This is a genomic window from Billgrantia bachuensis (assembly GCF_011742165.1).
Classification (GTDB): Bacteria; Pseudomonadota; Gammaproteobacteria; order Pseudomonadales; family Halomonadaceae; genus Halomonas; species Halomonas bachuensis.
Map to the genome: position 1 here is coordinate 45,741 of NZ_JAAQTO010000043.1, position 17,299 is coordinate 63,039.

The 17,299-nt window shown below is 65.9% G+C and carries 13 protein-coding genes; 4 read left to right on the forward strand and 9 right to left on the reverse strand.

Annotated elements, in window-relative coordinates:
- Nucleotides 1-35: 35 nt before the first annotated feature.
- The 6 genes from HBJ55_RS15385 to HBJ55_RS15410 all read right to left on the reverse strand — a co-directional run bounded on the left by HBJ55_RS15385 (nucleotide 36) and on the right by HBJ55_RS15410 (nucleotide 7,211).
- Nucleotides 36-1,664 (reverse strand): benzoate-CoA ligase family protein, encoded by a 1,629-nt coding sequence (locus HBJ55_RS15385; RefSeq protein ID WP_167116768.1) that lies wholly within the window; start codon nucleotides 1,662-1,664, stop codon nucleotides 36-38.
- Nucleotides 1,665-1,746: 82 nt separating this feature from the next.
- Entirely contained in the window at nucleotides 1,747-2,877 is a 1,131-nt protein-coding gene (locus HBJ55_RS15390; RefSeq protein ID WP_167116771.1) for an acyl-CoA dehydrogenase family protein, read from the reverse strand.
- Between the two features lie 20 nt (nucleotides 2,878-2,897).
- A complete protein-coding gene (locus HBJ55_RS15395) occupies nucleotides 2,898-3,707 on the reverse strand; it encodes an enoyl-CoA hydratase family protein (RefSeq protein WP_167116774.1) in 810 nt (269 codons plus the stop codon).
- Complete coding sequence (locus HBJ55_RS15400) at nucleotides 3,704-4,174, reverse strand: MarR family winged helix-turn-helix transcriptional regulator (RefSeq protein ID WP_167116777.1); 471 nt, start codon at nucleotides 4,172-4,174, stop codon at nucleotides 3,704-3,706. Before HBJ55_RS15400 ends, HBJ55_RS15395 begins: the two co-directional genes overlap by 4 nt.
- Entirely contained in the window at nucleotides 4,171-4,923 is a 753-nt protein-coding gene (locus HBJ55_RS15405) for an SDR family NAD(P)-dependent oxidoreductase (RefSeq protein WP_167116780.1), read from the reverse strand. Before HBJ55_RS15405 ends, HBJ55_RS15400 begins: the two co-directional genes overlap by 4 nt.
- A 2-nt stretch (nucleotides 4,924-4,925) precedes the next feature.
- A complete protein-coding gene (locus HBJ55_RS15410; protein ID WP_167116783.1) occupies nucleotides 4,926-7,211 on the reverse strand; it encodes a bifunctional salicylyl-CoA 5-hydroxylase/oxidoreductase in 2,286 nt (761 codons plus the stop codon).
- A gap of 224 nt (nucleotides 7,212-7,435) precedes the next feature.
- On the opposite strand from HBJ55_RS15410, the gene rsd reads away from it, so the two are divergent.
- Complete coding sequence (gene rsd, locus HBJ55_RS15415) at nucleotides 7,436-7,924, forward strand: sigma D regulator (protein ID WP_167116785.1); 489 nt, start codon at nucleotides 7,436-7,438, stop codon at nucleotides 7,922-7,924.
- Nucleotides 7,925-8,004: 80 nt separating this feature from the next.
- Here the strand turns inward: rsd and HBJ55_RS15420 are convergent, their stop codons facing one another.
- Nucleotides 8,005-11,088, reverse strand: a complete 3,084-nt coding sequence (locus tag HBJ55_RS15420) for an efflux RND transporter permease subunit (RefSeq protein WP_167116788.1) — start codon at nucleotides 11,086-11,088, stop codon at nucleotides 8,005-8,007.
- Nucleotide 11,089: 1 nt separating this feature from the next.
- Nucleotides 11,090-12,199 carry an efflux RND transporter periplasmic adaptor subunit gene (locus tag HBJ55_RS15425; RefSeq protein ID WP_167116791.1) on the reverse strand — a complete coding sequence of 370 codons (1,110 nt, stop codon included), beginning with the start codon at nucleotides 12,197-12,199 and terminating at the stop codon, nucleotides 11,090-11,092.
- A 229-nt stretch (nucleotides 12,200-12,428) separates the two neighbouring features.
- Here HBJ55_RS15425 and HBJ55_RS15430 point away from each other — a divergent pair, with 229 nt between their 5' ends.
- Nucleotides 12,429-13,403 (forward strand): malate dehydrogenase, encoded by a 975-nt coding sequence (locus HBJ55_RS15430; protein WP_167116794.1) that lies wholly within the window; start codon nucleotides 12,429-12,431, stop codon nucleotides 13,401-13,403.
- A gap of 123 nt (nucleotides 13,404-13,526) precedes the next feature.
- Here the strand turns inward: HBJ55_RS15430 and HBJ55_RS15435 are convergent, their stop codons facing one another.
- Complete coding sequence (locus tag HBJ55_RS15435; protein WP_167116796.1) at nucleotides 13,527-14,183, reverse strand: histidinol-phosphatase; 657 nt, start codon at nucleotides 14,181-14,183, stop codon at nucleotides 13,527-13,529.
- Nucleotides 14,184-14,402: 219 nt separating this feature from the next.
- Between HBJ55_RS15435 and HBJ55_RS15440 the strand changes: the two genes are divergently transcribed.
- Together HBJ55_RS15440 and ptsP are read left to right on the forward strand one after the other, a co-directional pair.
- Nucleotides 14,403-14,894 (forward strand): RNA pyrophosphohydrolase, encoded by a 492-nt coding sequence (locus HBJ55_RS15440; RefSeq protein WP_338072034.1) that lies wholly within the window; start codon nucleotides 14,403-14,405, stop codon nucleotides 14,892-14,894.
- 136 nt (nucleotides 14,895-15,030) lie between these two features.
- Complete coding sequence (gene ptsP / locus HBJ55_RS15445) at nucleotides 15,031-17,292, forward strand: phosphoenolpyruvate--protein phosphotransferase (RefSeq protein ID WP_167116959.1); 2,262 nt, start codon at nucleotides 15,031-15,033, stop codon at nucleotides 17,290-17,292.
- Nucleotides 17,293-17,299: the final 7 nt, after the last annotated feature.

The following is a 17,299-nucleotide window of genomic DNA, read 5'->3' on the forward strand; positions in this document are numbered from 1 at the left end:
CCGTCTGGTCGTGCCGCCGGGCCGGTTCCCCACTGTCAGTCAGGATAATGCTCCTGGCGCAGCCGGAAGCGCTGCACCTTGCCGGTAGCCGTTTTCGGCAGCGTCTCGACGAAGCGAATCGAGCGTGGATACTTGTAGGGCGCGATACGCTGCTTGACGAATGCCTGCAGCCGCTCGACGCAGGCCGTGTCCGGCTCGACACCGGGAGACAGTACCACGAAGGCTTCGACGATCTGCCCACGCTCTCCATTCGGTGCACCGATCACGGCACACTCGGCCACCGCCTCGTGGGCCAGCAGCGCCGCTTCCACCTCGGGCCCGGCGATGTTGTAGCCGGACGAGACGATCATGTCGTCGTTGCGCGCGGCGAAATGGAAGTAGCCCTCGTCGTCCTGGTAGAAGGCATCGCCGGTGAGGTTCCAGCCCTGCTGCACGTAGCCCTGCTGGCGGTTGTCGGCGAGGTAGCGACAGCCGGTGGGGCCGCGCACCGCCAGGCGGCCGATCTCTCCGCGTGGCAGCTCGTTCATGTCGGGATCGACGATCTTCGCCTCGTAGCCTGCCACCGGCCTGCCGGTGCAGGCGGGGCGGTGGTCGTCGAGGCGATTGGAGATGAAGATGTGCAGCATTTCGGTGGCACCGATACCGTCGAGGATCGGCGTTCCCGTTTTCTCGATCCAGTCGTGATAGATCGGCGCCGGCAGCGTCTCGCCGGCCGATACCGCCACGCGCAGGCTGGCCAATGCCTCGTCGCTATCCAGCGAGGCGAGCATGGTGCGGTAGGCGGTGGGCGCGGTAAACACGATGGTGGCGCGATGCTCGCGAATGATGTCGAGCATGCTGGGTGGGGTGGCCTTCTCGAGCAGCACGGCGCTGGCACCGAAACGCAGCGGGAATATCGCCAATCCTCCGAGACCGAAGGTGAAGGCCAGCGGCGGCGAACCGACGAAGACGTCGTCCGGCGTCACCTGCAGCACCTCGCGGGCATAGCCGTCGGCGATGATCAGCAGGTCGCGGTGAAAGTGCATGGTCGCCTTGGGCTTGCCGGTGGTGCCGGAGGTGAAGCCGAGCAGAGCCACATCTTCGGCGGCGGTGGTTACCGTCTCGAAGTCGGTTGGCTTGCCCAGCGCCAGGCGATCGAGTTCGGCATCGTGGTTGGCGGTGCCGTCGAAACCCACCACGCGTTTCAGGTAGGCGCTGTCGGCGGCGCAGGCTTCTAGCTCCTCGAGCAGGCGGGTGTCGCACAGGGCCAGGGCGATCTCGGCCTTGTCGACGACCTGGGCCAGCTCACCGGCACGCAGCATCGGCATGGTGTTGACGACTACCGCGCCGGCCTTGGTGGCTGCAAGCCAGCAGGCGACCATGGCGGGATTGTTGGCCGAGCGGATCAGCACCCGATTGCCTGGGCGCACGCCGAGCTCTTCCACCAGTGCGTGGGCCAGGCGGTTGGTCCATTCGGCAAGCTCGCGATAGGTGCGGCTGCGACCGTTGCCGATCAGTGCCACTCGCTCGCCATGGCCCTGTTCGACCCAGCGGTCGCAAAGCTCCACCGCGGCGTTGAGGCGCTCGGGATAGTCGAAGCCGTCGAGCCTGAGCTCGGGCCATTCATGCCCGGGAGGCAGGTTGTCCCGGGCGAAGGTATCGGCGTGGGCCGACGATGCGTTCATGACCATTCTCCGTACATCGTTGTTGTTGTGCGGCGCCGAGGCGTCGACAGGGGGATACGGTGTCTGGCGTACGTCAGTCGTTCTACTGGGTTAGACAGCTCCGGGCGATCACCACCTTCTGCACGTCCGAGGCGCCTTCGTAGATGCGTAGCGCGCGAATCTCGCGATACAGGCTCTCGACGATATGGCCCTTGCGCACGCCATCGCCGCCGTGCAGCTGCACCGCCTTGTCGATCACGTCCTGGGCGCGGTCGGTAGCGTAGAGCTTGGCCATGGCCGCCTCGCGAGTGACGCGCTCGGCCCCCATGTCCTTGGTCCAGGCGGCGCGGTAAACCAGCAGCGCCGCGGCGTCCACGTCGAGTGCCATCTCGGCCAGGTGACCCTGTACCATCTGCAGGTCGGCCAGGCTGGCGCCGAACAGCTCGCGGTTTTTGGCCCGGTCGAGGGATTCGTCCAGCGCGCGGCGGGCGAAGCCCAGGGCGGCGGCGCCCACCGTGGAGCGGAACACGTCGAGCACGGACATGGCGATACGGAAGCCTTGGCCGGGCTGGCCGATCATGGCACTGGCGGGCAGGCGCATGTCGTTGAAGCCGAGCCGCGCCAACGGGTGCGGCGAAATGGTTTCGAGCCGCTCGCGGATCTCGAGCCCCGGTGTATCGGCCGGCACCAGGAAGCAGGAGAGCCCCTTGGCCCCTGGCCCCTCGCCGGTGCGGGCAAACACGGTGTATAGGTCGGCGATGCCGCCGTTGGAGATCCAGGTCTTCTCGCCGTTGAGACGGTAGCCGTCACCGTCGCGCTCGCCGGTGGTATCGAGCTGGGCCACGTCGGAGCCCGAGCGCGGCTCGCTCAGGGCGAAGGCCGAAAGCGCCTCGCCGCGGCGGGTGCGGTCGAGCCACTGCTTCTGTTCATCGCTGCCGAACAGGCTGATCGCCCCGGTGCCGAGTCCCTGCATGGCGAAGGCGAAATCGGCCAGGCCGTCGTGGCGGGCCAGGGTCTCACGGATCAGGCACAGGCTGCGTACATCGATGGCATCGCCCGCGGTGCCCTCGAGAAACCCCGCTCGGCCCAGATCGCGCACCAGCGTGATGCAGGCGGCATCGACGTCGCTGTGGTCGCGGGGCAGCTCGCGCTGGCACCACGCCTCGAGGCGCTTGGCCAGGTCGCGGTGACGCGCCTCGAGGAAGGGCCAGTCGAGAAAACTCGTATCGCTCATTGCTAAGTCTCCCTGGACGCTCAGTCCCCCTGGAATCGGGGCTTCTGCTTGGCGGCAAAGGCGCGGTAGGCGCGCTCGAAGTCGCCGGTCTGCATGCAGATTGCCTGCGCCTGGGCCTCGGACTCGATGGCCTGCTCCAGGCTCATCGACCACTCCTGGTTGAGCTGGGTCTTGGTGATGCCGTGGGCGAAGGTGGGTCCCTGGGCCAGGCGGGTGGCGTAGGCGATGGCCTCGGCCTCGAGCGACTCCGCCTCCACCAGTCGGTTGTAGAAACCCCACTGCTGACCTTCTTCCGCGCTCATGCTGCGTCCGCTGTAGAGCAGGTCGGCGGCGCGGCCCTGACCGATGATGCGGGGCAGCATGGCGCAGGCGCCCATGTCGCAGCCGGCCAGGCCCACCCGGGTGAAGAGGAAGGCGGTGCTGGCCTGGGGCGTGGCGAAGCGGATGTCCGAGGCCATGGCGATGATGGCGCCGGCACCGACGCAGACGCCGTCGACCGCGCTGATGATGGGCTTTCCGCAGTTGATCATCGCCTTGACCAGGTCGCCGGTCATACGCGTGAACTCGAGCAGGCCCTTCATGTCGCGACCCACCAGCGGGGCGATGATTTCATGCACGTCACCGCCGGAGCAGAAGTTGCCGCCGTTGGAGGCGAACACCACCGCCTTGACGTCCTCGGCGTAAACCAGGTCGCGGAAGGTGTCGCGCAGCTCGGCGTAGCTGTCGAAGGTGAGCGGGTTCTTGCGCTCGGGGCGGTCCAGGCGGATCACCGCGACGTCGCCCTCCATGCGCCACTGGAAATGGCGCGGTGTCAGGTCGGCCAGTTTCATTGACGTTGTTCTCCCGTGTCGGCCGGCAAGCGATGCAGCAGCTCGCCGATATGATGGGCATCCTCTGCGCTGACGCCGTCGAGCAGGGCATCGACCCAGCCCTCGTGGGCTGCCGCCATGGTGGTGAAGGCGTCGCGCCCGTCGGCGGTCAGGCGTACCAGGGTGGCGCGGCGATCGCCCTCAATGGCAATGCGCTCGACCAGGCCGTCTTCGGCCAGGCGGTCGACGATGCCAGTGACGTTGCCATTGGAGACCCGCAGCCGCTTGGAGAGCTCGTTCATCTTCAAACCCTCCCGCTCGCGAAAAAGCGCAGCCATGACGTCGAAACGCGGCAGCGTGGAGTCGAACTCCACGCGCAGCTTCTCGCGTAGCGCCGCCTCCACCTGGCGCGTTACCCGCAGCATGCGCAGCCATAGGCGCAGGCGCTCCTTGCTCAGGGTTTCCGGTTTCGCCAGCGAGGCTGTCATATTTCGCCTCCCGAGATGGAGATCGCCTGGCCGTTGATGGCGCCGCTGTGTGGGCCGCACAGCCACAGCGCCGTGGCGGTCACCTCGGCGGGCTGGACGAGCCGACCGCTGGGATTGGTGGACTGCAAATGAGCGCGGGCCTGTTCCGCTGACTGGCCGGTCTTGGCCACGATGGTAGCGATGCTGGCCTCGAGCAGCGGGGTCTCGGTGAAGCCGGGGCACAGGGCGTTGACGGTGATGTCGCGGCCTGCCACTTCCTGGGCCAGGGCGCGCACCAAGCCCACCACGCCGTGCTTGGCGGCGCAGTAAGGCGCCACGTAGGCGTAACCCTTGAGCCCAGCGGTGGAGGCCACGGCAATCAGCCGTCCGCCGTCGCGCAGGTGCTTCAGTCCCTCGCGCAGGGTGAGGAAGGTGCCGGTCAGGTTGACCTCCAGCATGCGCTGCCATTGGTCCAGCTCGGTGCGCGAGAGCGGGGCGCTTTCGGCCGCCCCGGCGTTGGCGATGACGATATCGACCTCGCCCAGGTGGTCGAAGAGCGATGCCATGTCGTCTTCCTGGGTGACGTCGGCGACCGCGTAGGTGATCGCCGGGTGGCGAGTGGCCACCACTTCGAGCGGCGCGCTACGACGCCCGGTAATGACGACATCGGCGCCTGCCTCGGCGAAAGCCAGCGCCATGTCGGCACCGATGCCGCTACCACCGCCGGTGACCACTACGCGCTTGCCCAGCATCGTGGTACTCCCGTTCATGCTCATGTCCAGCCCTCGCCGCGTTCGGCCAGACGCTGCAGTTGGTCGCGGCCGGCACGGTAGGGCGCCGGCCAGTCGCACTCGCCGTCGCCGATGCCGGCCGCAGCGTGCAGCGTCCAGTAGGGGTCGGCCAGGTGCGGGCGCGCCAGGCACACCAGGTCGGCGCGGCCGGCCATCAGGATCGAGTTGACGTGGTCGGCCTGGTAAATGTTGCCCACCGCCATGGTCGCCATGCCGGTCTCGTTGCGGATACGATCGGAGAAGGGGGTCTGGAACATGCGCCCGTACATCGGCCGGGCGCGGGTTGAGGTCTGCCCGGCGGAGACGTCGACGATATCGACCTCAGCGGTCTTGAGCAGGCGGGCGATCTCGACGGCTTCGTCCGGGGTCACGCCTTCGTCGCCGACCCAGTCGTTGGCCGAGATGCGCACCGACAGCGGTTTGTGCGCCGGCCACGCCTGGCGCACCGCGCGGATCACCTCCAGCGGATAGCGCATGCGGTTCTCGAGCGAGCCGCCGTATTCGTCGTCGCGGCGGTTGGTCAACGGCGTGATGAACGACGACAGCAGGTAGCCGTGGGCAGCGTGGACCTCGAGCATGTCGAAGCCGGCACGCTCGGCCATGTGGGCGGCGGCGACGAACTCGTCGCGCACTCGCTCCATGTCGCTGCGGTCCATCGCTTTCGGCACCTGGTTGCGTGGCGACCAGGGCACGGCGGAGGCCGCCATGATCGGCCAGTTGCCTTCGGGCAGCGGCGCATCCATCTCCTGCCAGCCCAGTTGGGTCGAGCCCTTGGGCCCGGAGTGGCCGATCTGGGCGCACAGCTTGGCGTGAGTCTCGGCGTGGACGAAATCGCACAGCCGCTTCCACGCTGCCTCGTGTTCGGGCGTATAGAGCCCGGGGCAGCCCGGGGTGATGCGCCCCTCGGGCGAGACACAGGTCATCTCGATGTAGACCAGTCCGGCGCCGCCCTTGGCGCGCTCGGCATAGTGCACGAAGTGCCAGTCGGTGGGCCGTCCGTCCACGGCCTTGTACTGGGCCATGGGCGAGACCACTACGCGATTGGCCAGTGTCATCTCGCGCAGTCGGAAGGGCGCGAACATCGGCGCCCGTGCGCTGCCCTCGTTACCGGCCTGGGCCTGGAACCAGCGCTCGGCACTCGTGAGCCACTCGGGGTCGCGCAGGCGCAGGTTCTCGTGGCTGATGCGCTGGGAGCGGGTCAGCAGCGAGTAGTTGAACTGCACCGGGTCGAGATCGAGATAGCGCTCTACCTGCTCGAACCACTCGGTGGAGTTGCGCGCCGCTGACTGCAGGCGCAGCACCTCGGTGCGGCGCTCCTCCTCGTAGCGGGCGAAGGCGCTGGCCATGTCGGGTTCGCTATGCAGGTACCCGGCGAGTGCGATGGCGCTCTCCAGTGCCAGCTTGGTACCCGAGCCGATGGAAAAATGCGCGGTAGCCGCGGCGTCGCCCATCAGCACCACGTTGTCGAAACTCCAGCGCTCGCACAGTACGCGCGGGAAGTTGATCCAGGCCGAGCCGCGAATGTGGTGGGCGTTGGTCATCAGCGCGTGGCCATCCAGGTGGCGGGCGAAGATCCGCTCGCACACGGCGATCGACTCCTGCTGGCTCATCTCGCCGAAACCGAAGGCCTGCCAGGTGGCTTCGCTGCACTCGACGATGAAGGTCGCGGTGTCGGCGTCGAACTGGTAGGCGTGGGCCCACACCCAGCCGTGCTCGGTCTTCTCGAAGATGAAAGTGAAGGCGTCGTTGAAGGTCTGGTGGGTGCCGAGCCAGACGAACTTGCAGGCGCGCACCTCGATGTCGGGTTTGAAATGCTCGGCGTAACGTTGGCGGGTGCGCGAGTTGAGCCCGTCGGCGGCCAGTACCAGGTCGAACTCGCGACGCAGGTCGTCGATGCGCTCCTCGGGCACGTCGCTCTCGAAGCGCAGCTCGACGCCGAGCTCGCGGGCGCGCTGCTGCAGCAGGATGAGCAGTTGGTGGCGGCCGATGCCGCAGAAGCCGTGGCCGGTGGAGACGGTCTTGACGCCGTCGTGGATCACGGCGATGTCGTCCCAGTAGGCGAAGTGCTCGCGAATCCGCGCCGCGCTCACGGCATCGTTGGCGGCCAGGTTGTCCAGCGTCTCGTCAGAGAGTACTACCCCCCAGCCGAAGGTGTCATCGGGACGATTGCGCTCGATCACCACGATGTCGTGACCGGGATCGTGCAGCTTCATGCTGATGGCGAAGTAGAGCCCTGCGGGGCCTCCGCCGAGGCAGGCGATTCTCATGGCGTGAAACCGTTACGTTGTTGTACTTGATTGCAGGCTAGACCCGAAAAGTAGATAGTTCAAGCTTAAAATTTCAAGCTTGAACATTCCCGGCATGAAGTGAATTTTTTCGCTCTCCGAAGGATTGACAGGCTGGTTGGCAACGGCGAGTCTGGGGCTTCAAGCTCGAAGCTCGGTGGGTCCGACGAGCTGCAACAGGCTTCATAAGGGGAAGGAGGCTCACGATGCTGGAAGAGTGCAAGACAGCCAGGGAGCGCTGGGGAGGCGTGCATCAGCTGATCGACCGATGGCTTGATGAGCGCCGTGAACTGCTGGTCAGTTTCCTTGAGCTCAAGGAAGCCTGTGATACCGAGCTGGAGGCTGTGAGCAAGCCACAGATCGATCGCTTCAGCGAACTGCTGATGGATTACATCAGCGCCGGCCATTTCGAGATCTACCCGCAGTTGCGCGAAGAGGCCAACGCCTTCGGCGATCATGATGCACTGGAAATAGCCGGTAAGCTGCTGGAGCGGTTGGAGCTTTCCACCGAGCTCGTGTTGTCATTCGATGCCGACTATTCGACCCCGGTGCGCTGCCAGCACTTCCTGCCGCGGCTGCCCGCCTGGCTCGATCGCCTGGCCAAGGGCCTGACCGAGCGCTTTGCCCTGGAAGACCAGTTGATCGCCCGCCTGCATGCGGCGCATACGCCGCAGAAGGAAGTCCAGGCCGAGTAGTTGCCTGGCCTTCGGGCCGAGTTTTCTCCGACGCCGCCCCGAGCCTTGGCTCGGGGCGGCGTTTTCATGACATGTACCGTTTACGCTTCGGCGGGCTTGGCCGCTTGACGTGCCGGGGGGCGCTGCCACAGCACCAGCATGCAGGGGGTCAGCAGCAGGGTCAGCCCGGTGGCGAATATCAGCCCGCCGGCGATGGCGCTGGAGAGCTGGGTCCACCACTGGGTGGAGGGTGCGCCCAGGCCGAGACTGGGGGCGAACAGATTGACGTTGATTTCCAGCACCATCGGCATCAGGCCCAGCACGGTGGTAACGGCGGTCAGCAGTACCGGGCGCAGGCGCAGGCCGCCTGCGCCCAGCGCCGCATCGTACGGAGCCAGGCCCGCCTGGCGCAGCTCGTTGTAGGTATCGATCAACACGATATTGTTGTTCACCACGATACCCGCCAGGGCGATGATGCCCATGCCGACCATGACGATGCCGAACGGCTGACCGTTGATCAGCAGGCCCATCAGTACGCCGGCGGTGGAAAACACGATCGCCGAAAGCACCAGCAAAGCCTGGTAGAGGCTGTTGAACTGAGTGACCAGGATCAGCAACATCAAGCCGATAGCCACCAGGAAAGCGGTGATCAGGAAGCGACTGGCCTGCTCCTGGTCCTCCTGCTCGCCGGCGACGTTGACCCGTACGCCCTCGGGCGGCGGCCCCAGTTCCGCCAGCAGGGCACGCAATCGTTCGTCGGGCTGGTAGCCCGCAGTCACGTCCGCTTCCAGGGTGATGGCTCGCTGCCCGTCGATGCGATGCAGCGTACCCACTCGGGGAGCCGGCTCCAGGCTGGCGAAGTGGGACACCGGCACTTGGCCGCGCGGCGTGTTGAGGGTCAGGCGGTCTAGCTGGTCGATGTGGCGGGAGGCTTCGGGGAAGCGCACCCGTATATCGACCTCATCGGTCGCATGGGCGGGACGGTAGGTGGCCACCTGCAGGCCATTGGTGACCAGTTGAACGGCGCTGCCCACGGCGGCGACGTCAGCACCCATTCGGGCGGCGGCGGCGCGATCCACATTGAGCCGCCACTCGATGCCGGGCAGGCTGCGGTTGTCCTCGATGTCGCGGAAGCCGCCGAGCCGCTCCATCGCGCGACGAATCCCCTCCACTGCTGCTGTGCTGTCCGCTTCCTGCTGGGCGCTGATCTCGAGCACGATGGGCTTGCCGCCTCCCGGACCCTGCTCCTGCTCGCGAAATTCCAGGACGACACCCGGCAGGTCGGCGGTGCGCTCGGCCATCTCGCTCATGATCACCCGGGCCGGACGACGCTCCTGCCAGTCGATCAACTGGAACTGCACCACGCCGATCACATCGCTGCCGACTTGCTCGTTGGGTATGCCGTAGGAGCGGGCATAGAGCGCCTTCACCTCGCTCATGCCGGCGAGCCGGGCCTCGACCCGGCGCACGATGGCGTCTTTCTCCACTGCCGAGAAGTCGCCCCGGGAGCGTACCACCACCTGGGCGTTTTCCGGTTCGACTTCGGGAAAGAACTCCACCCCGTGGTTGAAGCGACCGTATCCGACGAAGATCAGTGCCATCAGCAGCAGCGCGATCAGCAGCGTCATGCCGGGCCGGGCCAGCAGCCGGGCGAGGGTGGCACGATACAGGCGCCCGCCGGCTGTGACCATTTCCTCGCTGCGACGGATCTTGCCGGTGCGCGCGCTGAAAACGCCCCCCAGGGTCGGCAGGAAGATCAAGGCCATGGCCAGCGACGCCAACAGGCAGAGTATCACCGTGGCCGGCAGGTACTTCATGAACTCGCCCACCACCCCAGGCCAGAACAGCAGCGGGAGGAATACCGCCAGGGTGGTGGCGGTGGCGGCGATGACCGGCCAGCTCATGCGGGTAGCGGCGTGAATCCAGGCTGCGCGGGGGGGCTGGCCCTCGCGCAGGTTGCGGTCGGCGAGTTCGCTGACCACGATGGCGCCGTCCACCAGCATGCCGGCGACTAAAATGAGGGCGAACAGCACCACGATATTGAGCGTGTAGCCGACCGCCCAGATCAGCAGGATCCCGGTGAGGAACGCGCCGGGAATGGTCAGACCCACCATCAGCGCCGAGCGCACGCCCATCGCCGCAAGTATCACGATCAGTACCAGAACCACGGCGGTGACGACGTTGTTGAGCAGCTCCGACAGCATCTGCTCCACAGTGACCGACTGGTCCATGATGGTCGTGACGGAGAGTTCGTCCGGCAGCAGCGGTTCGGCCTCGGCAAGAATGTTGCGTACGCCCTCGATGGTGGCGATCAGGTTGGCGCCGGCGCGCTTGGAAATTTCCAGCACCAGGGCAGGCTCGTCGTCGATGCGGGCAAAACCCTCGGGATCCTTGAAAGTGGGGCGTATCCAGGCCACGTCGGCAAAGGTCACTACGCGATCGCCATCGACCTTCACCGGCATGTCCATGACGTCCTCGAGGGACTCGATCACGCCGGGAACCTTCACCGGGGTGCGACCGGCGCCGGTATCGAGGCTGCCGGCCGCCACCAGGCGGTTGTTGCGCGTGACCATGTTGAACAGCGTATCGAAGTCCACGCCGTAGCTGTCGAGCACCAGCGGGTCGACCACGATCTCCAGCAACTCCTCGCGCTCGCCGCCGATCTCGACCTCGAGCACTTCGGGTACCCCTTCGAAGGCATCCCGCAACTGGCGGGCGATGGCCAGTCGGCGAGTCTCTTCGATCGGCCCCGAGAGGCCCACCGACAGTACGGGGAAGAGGCCGACGTTGACCTCGAAGACACGTGGCTCCTCGGCTTCGTCGGGCAGCGAGGCATTGGCGATGTCGACCCGCTCGCGCACGTCGGCGAGCGCCTGGCGCGGATCGAAGCCGGCATCGAATTCCAGCGTGACCGCGGCGTGCCCTTCACTGGACTGGGCGGTCATCTTGCGCACGCCCTCGATGGTGCGCAGCTCCTGCTCCATGGGGCGCACCAGCAGCCGCTCGCCGTCCTCAGGGCTCACGCCTTCGAGCGCCAGCGAGACGTAGATAATGGGAATCGGAACGTCCGGATTGGCCTCCTTGGGCACCGCCTGCCAGGCGGCGATACCTGCCATCAGCAGGGCAAACAGTAACAGCAGGGTCGTGCGCGACCGGTCCAGGGCGGCCTCGATCAAGGTGCGCATCTCAGAGCGACTCCCGTTCCGCGGCACTCTCCTCGGTAGCGTCCGTGGCCGGTACGGCGACCACGGCATCGCCGGGGGCGACGAAGCCACTGCCCAGGGTAATCAGTCGTATCGTGCCGGGCAGTCCGGCTACGCGGGCTTCACTGGCATCGGCGGCGACCAGCTCGACGGGTGTACTTACCACGCGGTCATCGTCATCCAGGTGCTTGACCCGCAGTCGGCCCTCGGCGTCCAGTTCGAGCAGGGCGGGAGAGAAGCGATGCACTGCGCGCTCGGGCAGGCTGATCGCCAGGGTGGCGCTGGCGCCGGACAGGCGGCGGCGCTCCGGATTGTCGAATTCGGCTTCGACATAGAAGGAGCGTGTGGCCTCGTCGGCGCTGCTGGCGACATGGGTCAACTCACCGCTCAGTCGGCTGCCGTCGAGCAGCCTGACTTCAGCGGGGAGGCCGGGGCGAAGGTCCTGGATATCGCGCTGGGCCACCCAGGCGCTGGCCTTCAGGCGGCGGTCGTCGACCAGGCGGGCGAAAGTCTCGCCGACCTGAAGTAGTTCGCCCAGCTCAACGTCCAGGCGGTCGAGTACGCCGTCGAAGGGGGCCGTCGGGCGGGTCTCGTCGAACGCCTGGCGTAGCTCGGCGAGCTCCGCCGCCGCCACGCTGACGCTGCTCTGCAGGCGCAGCAGCTCGGGCCGGGAGATCAGGTTGCGCTGGCGCAGATCGTCGGCACCGGCGAGCTCTGCCCGGGCCAGTTCCAACTGGGCTTCGGCGCGTTCCAACTGTGCCTCCAAGGCATCGCGGGACAGGGCCAGCAGGGTAGTGCCAGCCTCCACCGCCGTGCCCTGAGCCACCGGCAGCTCAGCCACCCGCCCGGCATGGCGGCTGCGCAGCTCGACCTCGCGAAAGGCCTCCAACTGACCTTGGACTATCTGCCGTGGCATGTAGGGCGTGGCCTCGCTGACGCGATACTCGACCCGTGGCAGGCTCTCTTCCTCGGGTGCGTCAGCGGGGGGGGCATCCTGTCGAAAGCGCTGCAAGTCACCGACTGCCAGCCACAGCAGAAGCGCCAGCAGCACCAGGGCGGCCAGCAGTACGGAAATGGGGGGACGTCGAAACATGCAGCCTTCCCTGGTTGAATTCGGCATTAGCTTATTCGGCACAGCATGATAGCGCATGTGCCGGAAGGTAGCAGTCGCCTCGCACAGCCAGTGTGCAGGGTTCCCCTAACCAGAGGTCGGATTGAGTTTTGTGCGGTGCAGGCATAACATCTTGGCGGTCCGGATTCCGGCCGGGGCGGATCCGCATCCGTCAGGCTCATCTTCAGGCGGCTCAACCGAAGGAGCAACAATGAAAGATCCCGTACGTATTGCCATTACCGGCGGTGCTGGCCAGATCAGCTACTCCCTTATCTTCCGTATCGCGGCAGGCGACATGCTGGGCCCGGATCAGCCTGTCATTCTTCAGCTGCTCGAGATTCCCCAGGCGATGGACGCGCTGAACGGCGTGGTGATGGAAGTCAACGACTGCGCCTTCCCGCTGGTGCAGGACATCGTAGCTACCGACGACCCCAACGTTGCCTTCAAGGATGTCGATTTCGCCCTGCTGGTCGGTGCGCGTCCGCGCGGCCCGGGCATGGAGCGCAAGGACCTGCTGGAGGCCAACGCGGCGATCTTCTCCGTACAGGGCAAGGCGCTCAACGACAACGCCAGCCGTGACGTGCGCGTCCTGGTAGTGGGCAACCCGGCCAACACCAACGCCCTGATCGCTTCCTGCAACGCGCCGGACCTTAGCCCGCGTCAGTTCACCGCGATGACTCGCCTGGACCACAACCGCGCCCTGACCCAGCTGGCGCAGAAGACCGGCAAGCGCGTCACCGACGTGGACAGCATGATCATCTGGGGCAACCACAGCGCCACCCAGTACCCCGACCTGGCCCACACCAAGGTGGACGGCAAGCCTGCCTTCGACCTGGTCGAACGCGACTGGTACGAGAACGATTTCATCCCCACCGTGCAGCAGCGCGGCGCCGCCATCATCAAGGCACGCGGTGCTTCATCAGCCGCTTCCGCCGCTTCTTCCGCCATCGATCACATGCGTGACTGGGCGCTGGGCACCGACGGTGTCGTGAGCATGGCGATTCCCTCCGACGGCAGCTACGGCATCGCCGAGGGCATCATCTACTCCTACCCGGTACGCTGCCAGAACGGCGACTACGAGATTGTCCAGGGTCTCGAGATCGACGAGTTCAGCCGTGCCAAGATGCAGGCCACGGAAGACGAGCTTCGCCAGGAGCGCGCTGCCGTCGAGCACTTGCTGGGCTGAACCCCAGCTGTAAGCTTTAAGCCGTAAGAAAACCCCGCCAGGCTATCCTGCGCGGGGTTTTTGCTTCCAGGCGCGAAGCGCCGCTCTTACGGCTTATGGCTTACAGCTCCCGACGAAGTCGGGTCAGTCCCTCAGGCTCATGATCCGCCAGCCGCGCTTTTCCGCTTCCTCGCGCAGGGTAGGGTCGGGGTCGACCGCCACAGGGTTCTCGACCAATTGCAGCAGCGGCAGGTCGTTGTGCGAGTCGCTGTAGAACCAGGCGTCGTCCAGGGTCAGGTCCCTGTCCACCAGCCACTCCTCCAGGCGCTTCACCTTGCCTTCGCGATAGCTCGGCGTACCGCTGACCTTGCCGGTATAGCGGCCGTCGCGAATCTCGGGCTCCACGGCGATCAGGTAATCCACCCCCAGCCGCTCGGCGATGGGGCCGGTAATGAAGCGGTTGGTGGCGGTGATGATCAGCAGGGTGTCGCCGCGGCTGCGATGGCGCGCCAGTAGCTCCTCTCCCTTGGGCAGGATGCTGGGTTCGATCTTGCTGGCCATGAACTGCTGATGCCACGCCGCGAGCTGCTCGGGGCTGTTATCGGCCAGCGGCCTGAGAACCACGGCCAGAAAGGCATGGATATCCAGCGTACCCGCCTCATAGTCGGCCATGAAACGGTCGTTGGCCTCACGGTAGGCATCGGCATCCACCGCCCCCTGCTCGAGCAGGAACTCGCCCCAGGCATGGTCGCTGTCGATGGAGAGCAGGGTGTTGTCCAGATCGAAGATGGCCAGACTCACGGCTTACCCCTTGCGATGTGGTGAGCTTTAGTAATGTCATGCTGCATTGCGTGAAAGCTGGCGATTATGTCAGACAACGCCTCATGCTGCTAAGCCCCGTCGTGCTTTTTCTCGTGCCGGGCGACGACTGGCGCGAGCTTCTCCCTGATCGTTGTATTGATGCGCTTCGCGCCATTGTGGAAGAATGCAGACAATGACGAATTTCACAAGGTGACGTCCGTGATCGACGCTGACGGCTTTCGCCCCAACGTTGGCATCATCATCGCCAACGCCAGAGGGCAACTGCTTTGGGCGCGTCGGGTTGGACAGAATGCGTGGCAGTTTCCCCAGGGAGGCATCAAGTCAACCGAAACACCGCAACAGGCGCTCTATCGTGAGCTGGAGGAGGAAATCGGCCTGACCGCCGATGACGTCGAGCTACTGGCCTGTACCCGGGGATGGCTGCGCTATCGCCTGCCGCGACGCATGGTGCGCATGAATTCCAGGCCGGTGTGTGTCGGCCAGAAGCAGAAGTGGTTCCTGCTACGGATTCGCTGCCAGGAGAACCGCATCTGTATGGATGGCTCGGAAAAACCCGAGTTCGATAACTGGCGCTGGGTCAGCTACTGGTACCCGCTGGGCCAGGTGGTGCCATTCAAGCGCGAGGTGTATCGCCGCGCGCTGAGCGAACTGTCCCCGCGCGCACAGCGGCTGGCGCTCGAAGGCCGCTGATCGAAGGCAATAGCGGGGCACGACATGAGGGGCTGCGCAGGGCCCCGCCACTGGGCCCGTTCTCCTCGGATGACGGTGCTTGCGTCTCGATTCCTCAGCCAGGCGAGGTAATACAACAATGGAAAGCAAGACGCCGATGCTGGAGGTACTGCGCCGGGTCATACAGGAAGTCAACGGTGCCCGCAATCTCGATGCGGCACTGGCGACCATGGTCCGGCGCATTCGCAAGGCCATGCATACCGACGTGTGCTCCTTCTATCTCTATGATGGCGAGACTCAGGAACTCGTCCTGATGGAAACCATCGGTCTGCACAGTCAGGCGGTGGGGCACGTGAGCCTGCGGGTGGGAGAGGGGCTGGTCGGCCTGGTGGCAGAGCGCGAAGAACCGCTCAACCTCGAGGATGCCCCCGCACATCCACGCTTCCGCTATTTCGAAGCGACCGGTGAGGAGCGTTACTCCAGCTTTCTCGGCGTGCCGATCATTCACCAGCGCCGCATGCTTGGCGTTCTCGTCGTGCAGCAGGCGGAGAAGCGTCGCTACGATGAAGAAGACGAAGCCTTCCTCATCACCATGGGGGCGCAGCTTGCCGGCGTACTGGCCCATGCCCTGGCCACCGGTAGCCTCAGCCGGCCCGCCTTGCCGGGAGGGCAGGCGCTGTTCACCGGTGTTGCCGCTTCGCCCGGCATGGCCATCGGCGAAGTGGTAGTGGTGGCGCCGCTGTCCGACCTGAACAGCGTGCCCGACCTGATCCCGACCGATGTCGAATACGAGATCGTGCGCCTCAAGGAGGCCATCGAGCGGGTGCGGGAGGAGATCCGCGCGGCGGGCGAGCGTCTGGCCAGCCGCATCTCGGCGCAAGAGCTGGCGCTGTTCGAGGTCTACCAGCAGATGCTCAGCGAGGCGGCGCTTTCGCAGGAAGTGGAGAAGCGCATCCGTGAGGGGCAATGGGCACCAGGCGCCTTGGCCGACGTGGTGCGGCGCCACGTGCAGTACCTGGAACGGGTCGACGACGACTACCTGCGCGAACGGGCCGCCGACGTGCGCGACCTGGGCCGGCGAGTGCTGGCGCACCTCCAGGAGGAGACGCCGCAAATTCCCCATGTCTTCCCCGAGAGCACCATCCTGGTGGGCGACGAGATCAGCGTCGCCACGCTGGGCGAGGTGCCCAGGGAGCGGCTTGCCGGGTTGGTGTCGGTGCGCGGATCGAGCACCTCCCACGTGGCGATCGTCGCGCGTGCGATGGGGGTGCCCACCGTGCTGGGCATGGTCGATCTCCCATTGCCGCGCCTCTCCGGCGCCGAGGTGGTGCTCGACGGGCATCGCGGTCGGCTGTTCGTGCGGCCCTCGGATGAGCTCAAGACGCGCTATCAAAGCCTGATAGCCGAAGAGGCGGCGTTGGTCGAAGTGCTCGAGCACGAGCAGGATCTGCCCAGCGAGACCCCGGATGGTCACGTCATGCCGCTGATGGTCAATACCGGCCTGGCCATCGATACCTCGGTATCGCTCAAGAAGCGGATCAGCGGCGTGGGGCTGTATCGCACCGAAGTGCCTTTCATGATCGCCGAGCGGTTCCCCGGCGAGCAGGAGCAGGCGCGCCTCTATCGCGACCAGTTGGAGAGTTTCGCGCCGCTACCGGTGGTGATGCGCACGCTCGATATCGGCGGCGACAAGGACCTGCCCTATTTTCCCATCGACGAGGCCAATCCCTTCCTCGGCTGGCGCGGCATCCGCGTTACCCTCGATCATCCCGAGGTATTGATGGTGCAGTTGCGTGCCATGCTGCGCGCTTCCCAGGGCCTCGACAACCTGCAGATTCTGCTGCCCATGGTGACCAACGTCGACGAGGTCGACGATGCCCTGCGCATGCTCGACCGCGCCATTCGCGAGCTGGGCGAGGAGGGCATCGTGACGCCGCGGCCCAGGGTGGGGGTGATGCTGGAAGTGCCGGCCACGCTCTACCAACTGGACGCGCTGGCCGAGCGTGTCGATTTCTTCTCCGTGGGCAGCAACGACCTGACCCAATACCTGCTGGCGGTCGACCGCAACAACCCCCGTGTAGCAAGCCTCTACGATGCCTGTCACCCCGCGGTGTTGTGCGCCATGGCAAGGCTGGCCGAAGATTCCAAGCGGCTCAAGAAGCCGATTTGCGTGTGCGGCGAAATGGCCGGGGACCCGGCCGGGGCGTTGCTACTGATGGGTATGGGCTTCGATTCGCTCTCCATGAATGCCCCCAGCCTGCCGCGGGTCAGGGCGGCGATACGTCGGGTCTCCCTCGATGCGGCCAAGACGCTGGTGCACGAGACCCTGGCCCTGAACACGCCTGGCGCAGTGCGAAGCCACCTGTTCGCGCGGTTGGGCGAATGGCAGTTGGCGCACCTGCTGCCCCCGCGGGATTGAACGCTAC